Genomic DNA, 17396 nt, shown 5'->3' on the forward strand with positions numbered 1-17396 from the left:
GCCACCCGAGCTTCAGGCCCTCCTCGACGCGGTCACCACCGGCAGCCCCCTGACTTCTACCGCCAGGTGCAAACGGACTACCGGTAACGGCGAACCTAAGCAAGCGGCACTACCGGAGGCCAAGGGCAGCCACAGCCCTTGGCCCAGTGCCGTAGCGTCGTGGTCGTTGGTTCAGGACCCGGGTCAGCTTCCGGTCGGCTGCCCGCGCGGCCTTCAACTCATCGGCCCGACGTGGACATTGCGCGAACCGCCCGGAGGCGACTAGCGGTCCTCGACGGTGAGCGTGGCGAGGCCCGAGGCGATCGCGGGGCTGCCGAGTTCGAGGCCGACCCGCACGGTGCCCGGCTCGGCGGCCTCGTCGGCCTCCATCTCCGGGTAGACGACCGCCCACTTGCCACGGGCGAGGTCGAACGCCACCTCGCGGCAGGTCAGGGTGCGGTTGCCGTTGGAGCGCTCGGCCGGGCTGACGATCTCCTGGCTCTCGCCCTCCCGGGACATCGCCAACTGGTCCTGGGTGAAGCGCAGGCCCTCGGGAGCGGTGAGCACCAGCCGCTGGGTGCCGATCGTGCGGGTGCCGGTGTTGGTGATGGTGAACACCGCCGGGTACACCCACTGCTGTCCCGGCCGTACGGTGGCGTTCTCCGGGCGGGACTGGTCCACGCGGACGGACAGGCCGGTGCTCGACCCGATGACCTTTCCGACGAGCTGGATCGGCCCGTGCCGGCCGACGCTGGCCGAACCGTCGCTCTTGAGCCCGGCCGTCGCGTCCTGGGTGGCGCGCATCGGGAGCGTGTAGACCAGGCTGCCGGTGTCGCTGGCCGTGGTGTTCAGATGCGGATTGCTGCGAATGATCAGTGTGCGGCCGGAGTCGTACACCTCGTGGTCGAGGGCGCCGGAGACCACGCCCTCCACCGTGCCGTGGTACGCGAAGACGGGCTGGCCGGTGAAGACGAAGCCGGTGGGCGCAGTGTAGCGCTGGATGATCACGCCGGGGTTGACCGGCTGACCGGTGGGGGCGAGGAACCGCAGATTGCAGCGGCTGGTCTGGCCGGGGGAGCTCTCCGGCACGACCTCCTGGAAGACCGTCAGCGCGGTCTCGTCGGCGACCGGCGCGGGCACGGTGACCGTGATCGGCAGGGTGAAGGTGTTGTCCTTGAGGTTGAGGTCGCCGCCGTACTGGATCTCCAGCCTCGCCTCGTAGGTCCCCGGCTGCGTGGCCGCGGGCGCCACCACCCGGAAGACGCCGTCCAGGGAGGCGCCGAAGGGGGCCAGTTGGGATCCGGCGAAGGTGCGGGCGAGCCGCCGTTCACCGGCGTCCGGACCGACTGCGCCGACCAGCCCGTACGGCAGGTTCAGCACCACGGTGACGAGGTCGCCGTCGACCACGGCGGGGCCCCTGCTGCGGACCTGGGCGCCGAGGTCGAACTCCTGGCCGCGCGGCACCGAGGCGGGCGCCAGGACCTTGCCGTAGAGATCGGCCACGGGAGGTGTCGCAGGCACCACGGTGGCCACGCCGTAGACCCGGCGGATGCGATGGTTGTAGCCGTCCGCGATGAACAGGCTGCCGGAGCGGTCCACCGCGACCCCGTGGGGGTGGTAGAGGTGCGTGCCCGCCGCGGGGCCGCCGTCGGCGACGTATCCGGCGGTGCCGGTGCCCGCGACGGTCGTGACGATGCCGTTCGTAGTCACCTTGCGGACGCGGTGGTTGTTGGTGTCGCCGATGTAGAGGTTGCCCGCGGAGTCCAGGGCCACGCCGACCGGGTAGTTGAGCGAGGTGGCGACCGCGGGGCCGCCGTCGGCGACGTAGCCGGCGTTGCCGTTCCCGGCGACGGTGGTGATGATGTTGTTGGGGGTCACCTTGCGGACCCGGTGGTTGTAGCGATCCGCGATGTAGAGAGTGCCCGCGGAGTCCAGGGCAACGCCGAATGGATAGTGGAGCTTGGTGGCGACGGCGGGGCCGCCGTCGGAGACGTATCCGGCCTGGCCCGTGCCCGCGACAGTGGTGATGGTGCCGCGGGTGTCGACCTTGCGGACGCGGTGGTTGTTGGTGTCGCCGATGTAGAGGTTGCCCGCCTCGTCGACCGTCACCGACCAGGGGTAGTTGAGCGGGGTGGCGACGGCCGGTCCACCGTCGGAGATGAAGCCGGCGTTGCCGTTCCCGGCCACGGTCGTGATGTTGCCGTCGGGGGTCACCTTGCGGATGCGGTGGTTGTGCCGGTCGGCGATGTAGAGGTTGCCCGCGCCGTCCACCGCCACATCGGTGGGGTAATTGAGGCGGGTGGCCACGGCGGGCCCGCCGTCGGAGACGAAGCCGGCGTCGCCGTTCCCGGCCACGGTGGTGATGGCCCCCTCGGGGGTGATCCTGCGGACCCGGTGGTTGTGGGTGTCGGCGATGTAGACGTTGCCGGAGCCGTCGACCGCCACGCCGTAGGGGTAGTGCAGCTTGGTGCCGACCGCCGGTCCGCCGTCGGCGACGAATCCCGCCTGGCCGTTGCCCGCCGCGGTGATGATCGTGCCGTCCGGGAACGTCGCTGCCTGGGTGGTGGCGTTGCTTTTCGTGGTCATCGCTGAGTTCTCCTGTCCGCACGGGGAATGCCGCCGCAACGCGGCACACCACCTCGTTCGGAAGTAGTGGAAAGTGTGAGCGAATTCGTGACGCTTCGGCAGCCGGACCCATGCGAAATGGATGCCTGGTCGCGGAGTGACGCAATTGCCGATCCGGCGGCATGAGCGAGCCTACCCACCCCCGACGGCGAGAATTACCTCGCTCTTCGGACAATGCGCGGTACGCGGCATACGGCTGGAAATCGCCCCGTCACTACCGCCCCGGCCTGCAAGGCAGCGGATTTCCGGCGGTCTTGACACCCCTCCCACGTTACGGGAAATCGACGCAACAACTTTCTCCGGGCGGCCCGTTTTCTCTCCTCACGCCGAATCGGTGCACAGCGCAGACGGACTGACTTGCGTGTTCGCGGTAATACGAGGTAGACCCCTGTTGGGCACACGAAGCGATATGGCCCGCGCAGGGTGTTGACGATGCCTCCTCACCCCTATTCCATGGCAGGGGCTGCCAGTTGGCTGATACAGGGATCAATTAATACCTGGGAGCGGGATGCCCGTCACGGCGCCATGAGCCCGTACGTCCGGCGCGGACCGATGAACACGGATCACCGACGAACGAGGACGGTCATGAATCTCATCAAGAACGGCAGCTTTTCCGAGTACACCTTCAAGGAGGGGAGCGACTGGCAGACCGGGAACCACGGCATCAAGGCGGCCGGCCGCTTCAACGGTGATCAATTCCTCGGCCTGGGCGGCTGGACCTGGGGCAGGTACACCGGCCACGGAAAGGTGGAGCACCCCGCCGAGGCCCAGGACGCCGTCGACCTGATCAACGGCGCCGCCGACGGGCACTTCCCGGACGACGCGCAGCACTCCTTCGCCAGCACCGAGAACGTCATCGACATCAACGGACCTGGCACGCTCGGCTTCATCGAGCAGGACGTCCAGGCCACCGGCGGCCAGGCGTACGAGCTGTCCTTCTACCACGGCTACAACCTTTGGCCCGGACACGGCATCGAGCGGCCCACGTATCTGCGGGTCGAGGTCGAGACCGACGGCCACATCGTGCTGCGCGAGGACTACATCCAGTACTACTCCGGCAAGGGCGGCACCGCTTCCCACAGCGACGAGCGCGTCAACGACCCCGCCTGGCACAAGCGGCGGCTCGCCTTCCGGGTGCCGGAGGGACACCAGCACGTGACCGTGCGATTCGCCAACCCCGGGCGGTCCGGGCTCCACCCCGACCTGGGCGCCGACTCCGACGGCCACAGCGGCATGCTCCTCGCCCACGTCCGGCTGGAGGGCTCCGGCGGCGGCAGCTCCCTGCTCACCGTCGAGCAGCGCAAGCCCGCCCAGGCGACCGTTGCCCAGGGGCAGATCTGGCAGTATCCCGTGGTGCTCGCCCTCACCAACCGCGGCAGCCGCCGCATCGGCACGCACCCGGCCGTCTTCACCGCCCCCGAGGGCCTCTACTTCCTGGAGGAGCGCCTCGTCATGACCCGCCAGGACGACGACCCGGAGGAGACCGTGGTGCCGGGCGTCCTCACCAACGGCAACCGCACGCTGACCTGCGAGGCGCTCCCGCTGGAGCTCGCCCCCGGTAAGTGGGCGTCCGTCTACCCGGCCATGGGCGTGGACCACGACGCCCCCACGGGGCCGGTGACCGTCGCCTTCGAGATCGGCGCTCCGATCTTCGCCACCGGGCACGCCACGGTCACGATCCGGCCGCACTCCGGCGCCTGATCGAACGATGCGACGCACCAGGCTCTTCGCCGGCCGCCGCTCCCCAAGTACGCGCCGGCCCCGGATCGTGGCCCTGATCCCCGCGCACAACGAGGCCGAGCGCATCGCCGCGTCCATCGCGGCGCTGCGCCGGCAGCGGCGAGCTCCGGACCGGATCGTCGTGGTCGCCGACAACTGCACCGACGCGACCGCCGACATCGCCCGCCGGGCAGGCGCGGAGGTCATCGCCTCCGAGGGCAACCGGCACAAGAAGGCCGGCGCTCTCAACCAAGCCCTCGGCCGGGCCCTGCCCGGGCTCGCCGACGAAGACCTGGTGCTCGTCCAGGACGCCGACACCACGCTGTGGCCGACCTTCCTCGCCAGCGCCATCGACGCTATGGATCGCACGGTCGGCGCGGTCGGCGGAATCTTCTACGGGGAGGACGGTGGCGGTCTCCTTGGCGCGCTCCAGCGCATCGAATTCCACCGCTACGCCCGCGAGATAGCGCGGCGCGGCTATCGCGCGGACGTGCTCACGGGCACGGCCACGCTCTTCCGGGTGGCCACGCTGCGCGAGATCGAACGGGCCCGGCGCGCCGGGCGTCTCGGCGGCGGCACGTCCTATTACTCCCTCGCCTCGCTCACCGAGGACGACGAGATCACCAAGGCGGTGCGGACGCTTGGTTTTCGTACGATCTCGCCGCCCGGCTGCGGCGTGGTCACCGAAGTCATGACGACGTTGCCGAAACTCTGGCACCAGCGGCTGCGCTGGCAGCGCGGAGCGCTGGAGAATTTACGCGACTACGGCTGGACCCGGGTCACGGCCCCCTATATCGTCCGCCAGGCGTTCATGGGCCTCTCGGTGGTTTTCCTCGCCCTCTATCTGGTGTTCACCGCGTGGATGCTCGCCCGGGGAAGGCCCCGTTTCTCGCGCTTCTGGCTCGCGGTCGGCCTGATATTCGTCGCGGAGAAGGTCGTGACGGCGCGGGGTGCGGGGTGGCGTGGCCAACTGCTCGCGGGCACGCTCGCCATTGAACTCGCCTACGACATGTTCCAGCACGCTGTGTATGTGCGGTCCCTGTGGGACATGGCCAGGCGCCGCGAGGAGCGTTGGTGCGCGACGTGAATTCTGCATTGCCGACCGGGCCGGGGCGGGGGCGGGACGGGGGCGGTCGGGCGGTGGTCCGTCCCCGGAGCGAGTGGAGGAAGATCCGTGTACGGAGGAATGCCGGTGGCCGGCGTGCTCGGGGTCGGCGGGGCGTCGGCGCTCGCGACGCGCAGGGACGGGTTCCAGGCATTTGCCGCGGTGGTGGCCGCGACGACGTTGCTCATGGCCGGGGTGTCCGTGACGAAGCTTGTGCCGCGACGCGGGTCTTCGCCGTACGCGGTGGGGTCTCCGGATTTGCCGCGCCGACGGCGCGCTTCTTCCCCGCCCGGAATGGCGACGCGCCCGCCGGGCCGGAAATGCTCGATCGGTGCTCTTGATCAGGCGGAAGTGCTTGCGAAACCGCGGAACCTGGATCCGGCTCGGCGGCCTGGCTGACGAAGACGGGCACCGCCCAAGTCGCCTGTAGCTCCAGCAGAGCCTGGCCGGCGAGCTGGGCGTCACGGAACTCGCGGTCAGCACGTCGTCGAAACATCTGTCCCCCTCTTCGTCGTTGATCAGCCACACGGAGAGTGCCCAGGCCGCTGACCTGCTGCAACTTGCAGGTTCAGTAATCACCTTGCCTTCATGGGCCGGGTATTGCGCCCGCTGGAAGGCCGCTTCGACTGCCCGGCGCTCTGCGGGGTGGCGGTGCCCGGCTCGGGCATGGCGGAGGTGTCGGCGGGCAGGTCGGCCAGCCGCCGCAGCCGCGAGACCAGGACGTCGCTAACCGATTCGGTGGTGTCGAGTTTGCGGTGGGCGGCGGCCTCGGCGAGCAGGGCGGAGCAGACTCGGTCTGGTGCGACTGGTGCTTGGGCGACTTCCCCGCGGACGGGGTGGACCTGGACCACGTGCGCCCGATCTCCCTCGGAGGCGAGGACACAGACAGCAACATTCAGGTCTTGTGCCACGACTGCCACCAGTTCAGGACCGCAACGGGGTTCGGGGCCACTGGTGCCCCGCTCTAACAGCGCTCCGTGCCGCTCCTGACTGTGCTCCTGCGAGTGCAAAGAGGTGTGTGTAGGTGTGCACTCGCCCTAATAGGCGCCCGGTTGGCCCGGGGGGCCGAACACGACGCCCGGTTGGCCCGGGGGCCGAACACGGCGGTAGCGGCGGTTCAACTACGCCCGCCCCGCTATCCCTTCTCGGGCCCGGAGTCATCGCGGCCGGCGCTCAGCGCTTCCTGTGCGTGCTGAACGTCAGTGGCCAACACTGTGCGGCGCCTTGCGTGCTGCGCGTAGACCGTTGCGTAATGCAACACCGCTGAGAAGTATTCCTTTCCCATAGCGGTTGCCTCCGAGAAGGCTCCCGCGGAAACTCGCCTGACGCCTGTTTGCCGAGCAACGCGCTTGAGGTTCTGCGGGCTGTACGGGGAGCGCTTCTTGTTGATCTTCTGCTGACGCTTGGTCATGACAGACCTTCCCTTGCGTGCTGTGCCAGAGCTTTCGCGATCAAGTGAGTACCCGCGGGGCGTGCTTAGGAACGTGGTACGTGTGCGATGCCCCGCCCCGGAGGTGATCCCCCCTGCCCGGCCGACCCCGCGCCCCCCCTCTGCCCGGTCCCCGGGTGCCCCCCAACTGACCACGGGTCGCCGCTGTGAGCGCCATCGACGCGAGGCAGAGCAGCAGCGCGGTACGAGTGCGGAGCGGGGCCGACCTATCAGCCCGGCCTCGAAGCATCACCGGGGCCTGAAAACCCGGCGCCGGTGAAACCGGCTTCCGGTGATCCGGGTCCCGGTAGATCAGGCGCCTTTAGTAAAAACATCAAGCAAGACCATCAAGTAGTTACGGTGCCTTCGCTTCGCTCAGGCACCGTCGGCATCCCTCCCACAGGGGACTGGCTCTCAAGGGCGCAGGCACTGCCGGTTCATGATCACGGCGGATGGGCTCTGCTCGTGTCGCATGTACGCCTCGCACTTGCCCCTGCCGTCGCACTCGTCGCGCTGGCCGCCCTCACGGCCTGCTCCTCCAGCAGCGACGCCCCGGACTCCGCCTCCAACGGCGAGGGCGGCAGCAAGCAGGTCGCCTCTCCGGCTCCGAAGCCGATCACGAAGGACCTCACCCAGGCGGACCTCACCAAAGCGGTGCTGGGCGACGGCGAGACCCTTCCCCGGTACACCGTGCAGGACCACGTCGACGGATACAGCCGCTCGGGAAAGACCGTCATCCGCGTGCAGATCGACGGCAACACCGGTGGTGACCCCTCGGGGGCGCGGGCCATGCTCAGCGCGACGCTGAAGCGTCTCCAGCAGCTCCAGCAACTCCAGGACGGAAAGCCCGCCACGGTCACGGCCGCAGAGGAGCAGGCCGCCGCCGAGAAGTAACCAGGCCCTGCAACGGGGCGCACAGGGGCGGGGCGAGCGCCGGTGTCCCGTGCCATCGGACCTGGATCACTGGCCATCGAAGTCGGATAAAGGTCGGGTCATTGTCGGCTCTCTCCGTCCCCGTGACCCCGGCAGAAGGGCACCTCAGGCGGATTCCATCAGCTCCTTGAGGCGGGACAGGTCGGCAGCAACCATGCTGGCGTCACGCTCGAAGTCGGCGTCGCTCATCTCCGGTCGGCGGCGCAGGGTGAAGATCACTTCGCTGCCTGCGTTGCTGGCGATCACACGAACCGGGTTGTAGACGGTCTCCCCGGAGGGCAGCGTGACGTGGCGGTGCCCGTCCGATCATTGGGCAGGGTGACCTCGACGGGCGTGCCAGTAGCAATAGTGACCTCGGTGTTCTTGAGCGAGGTGAGCGTCTTGAGGGTCCAGGTAGCGCCGTCGTGAGAGACCACGACAAGTACCGGCGCCTGCTCTGGCAACGCGGGATCCGACCGGTCATCGCGGAGCGGGGTCAGCCACACGGCACCGGCCTGGGCATCTTCCGCTATGTCGTCGAGCGCACGATCTCCTGGCTGCACGGCTTCCGCTGCCTACGGATCCGCTGGGAACGACGCGACGACATTCACGAAGCATTCCTCGGCCTTGCCGTCTGTCTGATCACCCACCGCCACGTTCAACGGCTCTGTAAGGGCCAGTAAGGCGTCGACCTCATACACGACGTGGAGGACCTGGAGCCGAGGCGACCCACGATCCCCCGTCGCCGCCGTGGTGGCCGCCGCGCGCCCTGACTGGCCAGCAGGCGTCCATCCCGTGACGGGCTCTCACCTGGCACATCGCACGCGCCCGTCGTGACCACCGCATGACGTCTGGTGCCGCTGACGTGCCCACGACCACGTGGTGTAGCTGTGGACCAGCCCGGCATGTCGACCAGCCCGGCCTGTCGAGCCGGCCGTGCGGAAACTCAACGCAGGCAGCAGCCAATTCCTCGCCGCTGTCCGGGCCCGCCCCTGGTTCAGCGACGGGCAGGACGGGCGCAGCGCACGTTACCGGAGGTGATCGCGTCCCGGGGCAGGGCGAGGCCGAAGGCTCGTTCCAGGCCTTCGAAGAACAGCGCGATGTTGTCCGTCCAGTTGCCTGCCTTCTCCGCGATGCGCAGGTGCAGGTTGAGGAAGGACAGCGGCGCTTCCGGGGCGAACGGTACCTCCCCCGGGGTGTACCAGATGAGCTCGTACATGTCCCGCCGGTCTTCGGCGCCGTCCTCGAGAGGGAAGGGGTTCTGGTACACCCCGTCCTCGAAGTAGCTGAAGTCGTAGATGGCCTTGGCCATGGTCGCGCTGAGCGTGATCTGCTGCTCGGGAGGCGGGTCGAGGGAGCGCGAGAAGGCATGGTCGAAGTCGTGGTAGCCCAGCCACGTCCAGCCATTCTCCTCCCCGAAGGCCAGTACGCGGGTGAGGTCGTCGGTGCCCTCCCGTGCGTCCCGCTCCTCGACCTGGTGGAGCAGCAGCCCGTCGGCGATGTCCTGTGCGTCGGCCCCGTAGGAGAGCGCGACGTCCTCGGCGGTCGGTCCCTTGATGAACACGAGTTTCGTGAAGGGCTCTTGGTTGCGCCAACTGCCGGCGATCCACGCCACGCCGTCGCCCACCGGGCCCTGGCGGGCGAGGAACTCCTCGAACGCGGCCACCTGCTTCGGCGGCATGTAACTCTGGCGGCCCGTGCGCGCCCTGTCCTCCAGCCAGTCGAGCTCCGCCACGGACCGCAGTTCGGCCACAACCACCCGGTCCCGCACGAAGGTCATCCGCCCCGCGTCAGCGTGCACATACCGGATGTACGGGCCCTGCGGGTCCGGGCCGAACGGGTGCCCCTGCCCCGAACCGGATCTGGGCCGGTGCCGCGCGCCATCGGGGGCCCGTTGGGCGAAGTGTTCCAGCTCGGCGAGTTCCGCCGCGGGCAGGAGCACACTCGTCGGCTCGCCGCCGTCGGTGACACACACCCGCTCCCCGGTCTCCTCGACGCGACCGACGAGACTCGCGAAGTCCGTTATGGCGTCGCTCAGTTCAACGTTGTCCATACGAGGGGACATTACTGGCGGCGATGCGGCGGCCCGGCCGGGGGGGCGGGACGGCAGGTGGCCACCAGGCCGGTGGCGAGGAGAAGTGCGCCGAGTTCTGCCAGGGATTCGCGGCCCTCCAACTCGCCCTCATCGGCTTGGAGAACCGCAAGGCTGCCCAGTACGAAGGAGAACCTTGCCGCTTACCGCAGGCGGGCCGCGAAGCGGGCGGTCGGCGCCAGGTAGAGCAGGGGAGGGTGGGCAGGGCTACTCCATGAGCATCATCTTGATCCTTGTGCCTGTCCTCATTGGGCTCTGGTGTTACCCACTGTTCGCCGGAAGTTGGCGGCGCAGTCCCGTCTGGTTCGCCGTGACTGCCGTGTTCCTTCTGCTGGGGACTGGGATCACCTACCTCATCGGCGCCTTGGCCGGTGGGCTGGACACGGAAGAGGAATGCCACAGCGCAGGCCAGGCTTACGACTCGGCGTACCGCAGGGAACACTTCCGCGAATTCGGGCAGTGGTACCCGCTGCACGAAAGATGCCACGCGGGTTACGACCTGGTCCCGGCCTGGGTGAACCCCACCCTGGCGGTCCTCCCCACCCTGGCCGTCGCCTCCTTGGCGTACTGCGTACGACTGGCCGTAATCAATCGAATCATTCGCCGCACCAAGAAGAAGGACACCTCGTGAACGATCTGCGTAGGCACCGGGTGCTTGGCGCCGCCCACCCATCCGCACCTGGTCGCGCCGCGGTCACACCCCCCGTCATCCGGGTCCGGGGCCGCTCCCGGCGCCGGTTGTCCGTCGCCGCGCTGGTCTGCTACAAGCCCGGCGAACGCTCCCGGCTGATCTACCGGCCCTGCCCCGACGCCCGTGCCGACGGGCGCAAGAGCTTCTCCTGGCAGTGGCTGTGGAGGTGCGAACGGATGCCGTTTCGCGATGACTTCGGATGTCGCTGACGCTCTTCCTCGCGGACCGATGATGGCCGTCGCTCGGCGCCCGTCCAGGTCGTACGTCCTCGCTTCGCGAGGGCGCTCCACCCGGACCTGCGCCTTCGCCGACGGCACAGGCCCGGAGCTATCGAGGAAGGGGGGAAGCGCGTCCGCCGGCGGCTGATAGCAGTGACTCCCGAGCTGATCGCGGTCGTTGCCGTACGAACGGAAGTGACTCCCGCTGGCATCGCGGAACGACTCAGGCGAGGTCAGAAGCGACGTGGCCCGCAGCTCTGAGGGGCGGCGGCCGCAGCCGCGTGAGGAAGTGAGGGACCGCCCGCGCGGCCGCATCGAGTCTCACAGCCCTGGGATGAACCGCCGCGAACGTCGTAGCTTTCTACGAAATCCTCCATGGGGCGAAAGTCCGGCCCAGCTTACGCAGGAACCCTTAAGAAGTAGATTTTTCGCTCGCCTGCGGTGCCCCATTTTTGCAAGCCCCTCCCATCGGGCGAGAGTTGGGCAATGTGGAGGTAAAGCGACCTGGCGGCTGGGGAGATGCGCGACCCCCTCTCGTTTACACGAAGCCCCCGTGGCGAGCCCCTCTCGTTACGATTTTGTAATCGAGCACTTGGTCCCTAAATGTCCACTTTGGGGGATTGTTGTGCTGTTCTAATGAACTAGCCGCTCAAGGGGGTTTTGAGACGGGGAGCTTTCCGCTGCCCAACTGGGGAGATGTGGCTCTTCGTGGCGATTTATTGCATTTCGAGTGGGGGTTGATTCAGCTGTAGTGATCCTGGCGTCTGCCCGGTTCGCTTGAGTGCGGCGTTCATTGGCCCGGTATTTCCTGGGGGTTTTCCTGTTGGCCGCTGGGGCTATTGAAAAGGCGAGTCGGCAGCATGAAAACAATCAACAGGTAGAACGCCGGTTCTGAATTCTCGAGAAAGAGTTGTCTTCTTGACTGCCACCTTCCTAAGCCGACGCGCGCTCCTCGTGGGCATCGCCGCCGGAGCGGCCGTTGCCGCTGTCCCCACCATCGGCAGTGGTCGCGCCCACGCTGCCGGTCTGCCCGACATTCCCGATGACGCGGGTCTGCCCGACACCGACCGGGGCAAGGTCGTCTGGGCGTACAAGCTCGGCGGCAAGGCGGTGAAGGAGGCCGCTGCCGCCGCCCTGACGACCGGTTCCGTGAGCGCCTTCCTGGCGACCGGCTTCGACCGGGCCCGCGCCGAGGACAACAGGTTCACCCTGTTCGAGTCCCTCGCTTACGCCGGGAAGTCGGTCAGCGACAGCGTCTCCACGGCACTGTCGGGTGGCGATAAGGCCATCGACACGTATCTGTCGGACGGCTGGCAGAAGCCTCTGGTGACCGACCTGCGCGTCGAGACGTTCACCGTCATGAGCGGCGGTGGCAAGGCCGTCCAGCGCGAAGCGTCCAAGGCGTTGGCCGAGGGAAGCCGCAAGGCCCTGGACGCGTTTCTGACCGACACTCAGTACACGGCCCACGCCGAGGACGAGAAGGTCGAGGTCTTCACCCTCCTCAACGGTGCCTCGCCCGAGGTGAAGAAGTACGCCGAGCGGGCACTCGCCGACGGGACTCCGGAGGCGATCCACTGGTTCCTCGTCACCGGCCAGCACATCGCCCGTGCCCGCGACGAGGAGAAGGCGACGATCGATCAGCTCGTCGCCATCGTCGAACGCGAGGGCAGGCAGGCCAAGGCGACCACGGAGCGCGCCGTCGCCGCATCCGACCAGGCCAAGGCCGCCGCGGAGAAGGCCAAGCAGGCCGCCCTCACGGCGGCCGAGGAGGCCAAGGCCGCCAAGCAGGACGTGGACAAGGCGGCCAGTGCCGCCAACAAGGCCGCGGGTGCCGCCCGCGGTGCGGCCGCCGCGGCGACGACCGCGATCTACGCCTCGCGGACCGCGCAGGCCGCCTCCGCCCGTGCCACCCGCGCCGCGCAGGCCGCGGCCGCCGCGGCCGCCACCGCCGGCCGGGCCGCCTCGCGTGCCTACGGCGCCGCCATCGCCGCTTCCAAGGACGCCTCCCAGGCCCGCGCCGCGCGCCTGGCCGCCGAGGGCGCCAGGGACGCCGCGAAGAAGGCGCGCACCGCGGCCAAGGCCGCCGACGCCGCATCGACCGCCTCGAAGCAGGCTTCCGCGGCGGGCGGTTCCGCCGCCTCCGCGGCCCGGAACGCCGCTGCCGCCGCGACCGCATCGGCCGACGCCGCCGACGCCGCCGGAGTCGCCACCTCCCAGGCCCGTGAGGCACGCCAGGCCGCGGGCGAAGCGAACTCCGCGGCTGCGCGTGCCACCCGCGCCGCCGCCACCTCGCAGTCCCTGGCCAACAGGGCGTCCGCCGCGGCCGCGACCGCGCATCGCGCCGCCAACTCCGCGGCCGACCACGCGGACAAGGCCGCCGACGCTGCCGAGGACGCGGCGAAGAACGCGGGCAAGGCCGTCGAGTACGCCAAGCGCTCCACCGCGTACGCCGAACAAGCCGTCAAGGCCGCCAACACCGCCATGGACGCGGTCAAGGAGGCCCAGGAGGTCGAGAAGGCGGCCCGCGAAGCCGAGACGAAGCGGATCGAGGAAGACACGCAGGCAGGCATCGCACTCGCCCGCGAACAGGCGAAGCAGGAGGCCGAGACCCTCGAACGCATCGAGCGCCAGCGGGACTTGGCCGAACAGGCCGACAAGACGACCAAGGACCTCATCGCCGGGGCCGAGCAGGCCCTCGCAGCGGGTGACCGGGCCAAGGCCACCGTGGCGGGTCGCAAGGCCACCGCGAGACTGCTGGACAGCCATGGCACCTGGACCAGGGCAGCCGCCGAGTTCGCACTCGCCGGAACCGATGCGGACGTCCTGAACTGGATCGACGTCGACCGGGTCGCCGCCCAGCGGCAGGACGACCGCGAAAGTGTCCTCGTTCTCGCCGAGGTCGCCCCGGCGGCCGTGGCCGAGGCCGCGCAGAAGGCGATCGACAGCGATGATCCGGACGCTGCCACCAAGTTCCTGGAGACCGGCCGGATCAAGGCCTCCCTGACCGACAACCGCGTCGCGGTCTTCAAGATCCTCGGGCTGGAGCCCGGCAAGGCCGTCAAGGAGGCCGCAGAGGCCGCTCTCTCGGACGGCAGTGCCGAGGCACTGGACCAGTTCCTGACCTCGGGCCTCGGCGAGGCGCTTCAGGAGGACGACAAGGTCGAGGTCTTCCGGCTGCTGAACGACGGCGGCCCGAACCTGAAGTCCGCCTGCCAGGTCGTCCTGGAGGGCCCGGCGCGGATGCGGCGGTTCTTCGTCGCACGCGACCACCACCACATCGCGCAGGTCGACCACGACGCCGCCAGCCACATCTCGGCGATCCGCGCGTCGATCGCGCATGCCGCGAAGGTGGCCGCCGAGGCGCTCCAGGACGCCGCGCACGCCTCCAAGGCGGCTGCGGAGGCCAGGAAGGCGGCCAAGGAGGCGTCCGACTGGGCGATCAGGGCGAAGAACTACGCGGACGACGCCTCGGAGTCGGCCGGCGAGGCACGCAAGAACGCAGCGGCGGCCGACGCGTCCGCGGAGAAGGCCCGGACCTCCGCGCAGAGCGCGAAGAAGGCCGCCACCACCGCCCGCACCGCTGCCCGCACGGCGAACTACGCGGCCAACCAGGCCTACGACTCCGCCGGCAGCGCGGTCGCCTCGGCCAACTCCGCGCAGGCCTCCGCGGCCAAGGCGAAGGCGGCCGCCGTCCAGGCGGGCAAGGACGCCAAGGCCGCGGCGGTCGCCGCCGGTGAGGCCCGCAGCATCGCCATCGCCAAACGGAAGGCCGAGGCCGCCGCAGCGGCCAGGGAAGCCGTCCGTAAGGCCAAGGAAGCCAAGGCGAACAGCAAGAACCCTGCCGACACGTCGGCCAACGACCAGTGCAAGGTCGAGCAGCCGGGGACCTGGCTCGGGCACAACGCCCAGGAATGGCAGGACGCGACCTCACAGGCCAGCACCGTCCTGGGAACGCTGAGCTTGGGGGCCATGGGCCTGGGCGGTCTCGCACTCGCCACCGGGATCGGCGCCCCGGCCGCGCCGTTCCTGTTCGCCGCCGGGGCCATTCTGGGAGGCGCGTCGTGGGTGGCGCAGGGGTTCAACGTCCTCGCGCACGGCTTCGACGACCGCATAGGACGCGGCTGGTGGAGCGCGCAGTTCAAGGAGTCCCTGGGCATGTTCGCGCTCGGCGGCATCTTCATGGGCAAGGGAGCGATCGCCAGCAAGCTCGGCTACGGCTTCAAGGCGGCCAAGGACGGCGTGAAGAACGTGGGCTCGGCCATCAGTGACGCCGCCGGAGGGATCGTCACCACGACCATTGGATGGCTGACCTGGTAGCGGACTTCCGTCCCGCGAGAGCAGAAGAAAAATAAAAGAGACGGGTGGCGGTACCCGGCCGTCACCCGTCCATTCGCCCTTCCCGTCTGAAAGAGTTCTTCATGTTCGGTTCCGGCCTTTCCGTCGGCCAGTGGATGGTGCTCGCGGCTGCGTTTTCATTTCTCCCCGGCCTCGCCATGCTGCCGTATATCCGGAAAGCGAAGAAGAAGGCGCTGGTTCCTCTCTTCTTCGTCGTTCCCGCCGGCATCGGAGCGCTCGGCATCTGGGGGAGCGCCGCGGCCCGTGGTTACGGCGCGGCGGAGTCCCTTGAGATGTACGCCTGGTGCATGGCAGGTCTGGCAGTGCTCATCGTCCTCGGCCGTCCCCAGATCAAGAGGAACGAAGAACTTCAGGCTGCGGGCAAGGAGATGGAGCAGCCATCGGGCCTCTATATGGCGGTGGTCTTCGTGTCCCTGGGAATCGCCGCCGTACTTGCTTTCCTGGTCAGGGAATATCTCCTTGGGTGACCCTCGTCCCGCGTGATGGGTTCCACATTCGATCATGCGGGATCCATGCCTTTCACTGCCATCTCCGGCTGGACTTTCCGTGAGGGGGGTGATTGTGTTGACATCGCTTCCGGTGGGGAATGCGTATGAATTTCCCCTCTCTGCTTTTCATTCCCTTTCTATTTCGTGAAAAGGACATCACTTGATGAATCCCATACGGCGGATCTGTGTCATCGGCGCTGCTGCGGCAGCCGGGGCGGTCGCGATCGTCGCCCTGTTCCCCTCGACCGGCTCGGGCGACGCCGTGGCTCAGCCCCGGGCGGACGGCAGCAAGGCGGCCGCGGCCGCCGACAGCCAGCCCGGCTACGCGGTCGAGGACTTCAACTACCCCGACGCCGACCGGATCCTGAAGGACAAGGGCATCGTCCTCAAGCGCGGCGACGGACACATCACCCTCGCCGAGTGCGGCTCCGCCAGCGGCCTGATGGAGGTCTACTCGCGGCGGAACGACAGCATCTGCTTCCGCACCACCGGCACGTCCGGCTATCTCACCATGGAGATCCCCGCCGTCTACGGCGTGAAGACCAGTGCCATGGACGCCGATCTCAAGTTGAGCGCCGAAGGCAAGCAGTCGACGGTCGCGGTCGACAAGAACACCTTCAAGCCGGTCGGCGAGACCGTCGACCCGGGCGGGCGTGAGCACGTCCTCCTGGAGATCCGCACGTCCAAGTAGCCCCCGCCCGACATCACGCGCACAGCGGGCACGCGGCATTCCGCAGTTCCACGACGCCTTCGATGCGCCCTGCAGCACTTCACCAGTCCACAAACAAGGGAACGAAACACGTGTCCGGCAGCAAGACCCGCTCGGTGCGGGCGCCCCGTCTCCTGGCGGCGGCTCTCGCCTCAACCATCTGTGCCCCGGCCATCGCGATGCTCGCCACGGCACCCACCGCCTACGCTCTGACAGGCGACCGCGCCCCGGCCGGTGACCACTCCTTCACCGCGCAGCTCCACATAGGCGGGAAGGACCCCCTCCGCGGCTGCTCCGGCGCGGTGGTGAGCAAGCAGTGGCTGCTCACCGCGACGAGTTGCTTCGCGACCACCCCCGGCGCCGACGTTCCGGCCGGGAAACCGGCTCTGAAGTCCACGGCCACGGTGGGCAAGCAGAGCATCGACATCATCGAGGTGGTCCCGCGTGACGACCGCGACGTCGCCATGATCCGCCTGGCGCAGCCCGTCGCCGACGTCACCCCGGTGCCCGTGGCCGGCGATGCCCCCGCCACGGGCGAAACCCTGACCGGTGCCGGGTTCGGCCGCACCAAGACCACCTGGGTACCGGACGCGCTGCACACCGGGTCCTTCCGGGTGGATTCCACGGACAACACCACCGCCGCCCTGACCGGCCTGGACGGCGCGTCGGTCTGCAAGGGCGACGCCGGTGGGCCCCTGCTCCGCGTCAAGGGCGGCAAGTCCGAACTGGTCTCGCTGCACAGCCGTTCCTGGCAGGGCGGGTGCCTCGGTTCGCAGGCCACACGCACCGAAGCGGTGGACGCACGGGTCGACGATCTGGCCGGCTGGGTCAAGGACGTCAGCCACCGTGACCAGATCCACCCCGCCGACATCGACGGCGACGGCAAGGCCGACCTCCTCGTCCACCGCACCAACGGTGATGTGGTCTACCACCGCAACCTGGGCAGCCGTTTCGCGGCCGGCACGGTCATGTCCTCCGGTTGGGGACGCTTTGTCGATGGCAAGGACTTGGGCCGTCTGTATTTCTCGGATGTGACGGGTGATGGCAAGGCTGATCTGGTCGAGCATCGCCGT

Annotated in this window: 13 protein-coding genes and 3 pseudogenes; 11 read left to right on the forward strand and 5 right to left on the reverse strand. The window is 68.8% G+C overall.

The window, feature by feature from the left end; translation table 11 throughout:
• Positions 1-261 precede the first annotated feature (261 nt).
• Positions 262-2565: a hypothetical protein gene (locus ACFVYL_RS14590; RefSeq protein ID WP_389715507.1), complete on the reverse strand. Its 2304-nt coding sequence runs from the start codon at positions 2563-2565 to the stop codon at positions 262-264.
• 624 nt (positions 2566-3189) lie between these two features.
• Between ACFVYL_RS14590 and ACFVYL_RS14595 the strand changes: the two genes are divergently transcribed.
• Complete coding sequence (locus tag ACFVYL_RS14595; protein ID WP_389715509.1) at positions 3190-4305, forward strand: hypothetical protein; 1116 nt, start codon at positions 3190-3192, stop codon at positions 4303-4305.
• A 7-nt stretch (positions 4306-4312) separates the two neighbouring features.
• Complete coding sequence (locus tag ACFVYL_RS14600; RefSeq protein WP_389715510.1) at positions 4313-5410, forward strand: glycosyltransferase family 2 protein; 1098 nt, start codon at positions 4313-4315, stop codon at positions 5408-5410.
• Between the two features lie 593 nt (positions 5411-6003).
• Here ACFVYL_RS14600 and ACFVYL_RS14605 read toward each other — a convergent pair.
• Positions 6004-6279, reverse strand: coding sequence for a hypothetical protein (locus ACFVYL_RS14605; protein WP_389715511.1), 276 nt, complete (start codon positions 6277-6279; stop codon positions 6004-6006).
• On the opposite strand from ACFVYL_RS14605, the gene ACFVYL_RS14610 reads away from it, so the two are divergent.
• On the forward strand, positions 6280-6396 hold the full coding sequence (locus ACFVYL_RS14610; RefSeq protein WP_389715512.1) for an HNH endonuclease: 117 nt from the start codon (positions 6280-6282) through the stop codon (positions 6394-6396).
• A 167-nt stretch (positions 6397-6563) separates the two neighbouring features.
• Here ACFVYL_RS14610 and ACFVYL_RS14615 read toward each other — a convergent pair whose 3' ends face one another.
• Entirely contained in the window at positions 6564-6839 is a 276-nt protein-coding gene (locus ACFVYL_RS14615; RefSeq protein WP_389715513.1) for a hypothetical protein, read from the reverse strand.
• Positions 6840-7322: 483 nt separating this feature from the next.
• Between ACFVYL_RS14615 and ACFVYL_RS14620 the strand changes: the two genes are divergently transcribed.
• A complete protein-coding gene (locus tag ACFVYL_RS14620) occupies positions 7323-7751 on the forward strand; it encodes a hypothetical protein (RefSeq protein WP_389715514.1) in 429 nt (142 codons plus the stop codon).
• Positions 7752-7895: 144 nt separating this feature from the next.
• Here ACFVYL_RS14620 and ACFVYL_RS14625 read toward each other — a convergent pair.
• A pseudogene (locus ACFVYL_RS14625) lies at positions 7896-8078 on the reverse strand (SRPBCC family protein); the annotation flags it as partial.
• 122 nt (positions 8079-8200) lie between these two features.
• Between ACFVYL_RS14625 and ACFVYL_RS14630 the strand changes: the two are divergent.
• Positions 8201-8452, forward strand: a pseudogene (locus tag ACFVYL_RS14630) (transposase); the annotation flags it as partial.
• 314 nt (positions 8453-8766) lie between these two features.
• Here the strand turns inward: ACFVYL_RS14630 and ACFVYL_RS14635 are convergent.
• Positions 8767-9822, reverse strand: coding sequence for a type II toxin-antitoxin system Phd/YefM family antitoxin (locus tag ACFVYL_RS14635; protein ID WP_389715515.1), 1056 nt, complete (start codon positions 9820-9822; stop codon positions 8767-8769).
• A gap of 253 nt (positions 9823-10075) precedes the next feature.
• On the opposite strand from ACFVYL_RS14635, the gene ACFVYL_RS14640 reads away from it, so the two are divergent.
• The 6 genes and pseudogenes from ACFVYL_RS14640 to ACFVYL_RS14665 all read left to right on the forward strand — a co-directional run.
• Positions 10076-10492, forward strand: coding sequence for a hypothetical protein (locus tag ACFVYL_RS14640; RefSeq protein ID WP_389715516.1), 417 nt, complete (start codon positions 10076-10078; stop codon positions 10490-10492).
• A 40-nt stretch (positions 10493-10532) separates the two neighbouring features.
• Positions 10533-10704 (forward strand): annotated as a pseudogene (locus ACFVYL_RS14645) (DDE endonuclease); the annotation flags it as partial.
• Positions 10705-11688: 984 nt separating this feature from the next.
• A complete protein-coding gene (locus ACFVYL_RS14650) occupies positions 11689-15087 on the forward strand; it encodes a hypothetical protein (RefSeq protein WP_389715518.1) in 3399 nt (1132 codons plus the stop codon).
• Positions 15088-15188: 101 nt separating this feature from the next.
• Positions 15189-15593 (forward strand): hypothetical protein, encoded by a 405-nt coding sequence (locus ACFVYL_RS14655; RefSeq protein ID WP_389715519.1) that lies wholly within the window; start codon positions 15189-15191, stop codon positions 15591-15593.
• 184 nt (positions 15594-15777) lie between these two features.
• Positions 15778-16305 (forward strand): hypothetical protein, encoded by a 528-nt coding sequence (locus ACFVYL_RS14660; protein WP_389715521.1) that lies wholly within the window; start codon positions 15778-15780, stop codon positions 16303-16305.
• A 110-nt stretch (positions 16306-16415) separates the two neighbouring features.
• Positions 16416-17396 (forward strand): trypsin-like serine protease (locus ACFVYL_RS14665; RefSeq protein ID WP_389715522.1); only part of this gene is annotated, 981 nt, incomplete at its 3' end.

The sequence above is a fragment of the Streptomyces sp. NPDC058308 genome (assembly GCF_042880275.1).
Taxonomy (GTDB): Bacteria; Actinomycetota; Actinomycetes; order Streptomycetales; family Streptomycetaceae; genus Streptomyces.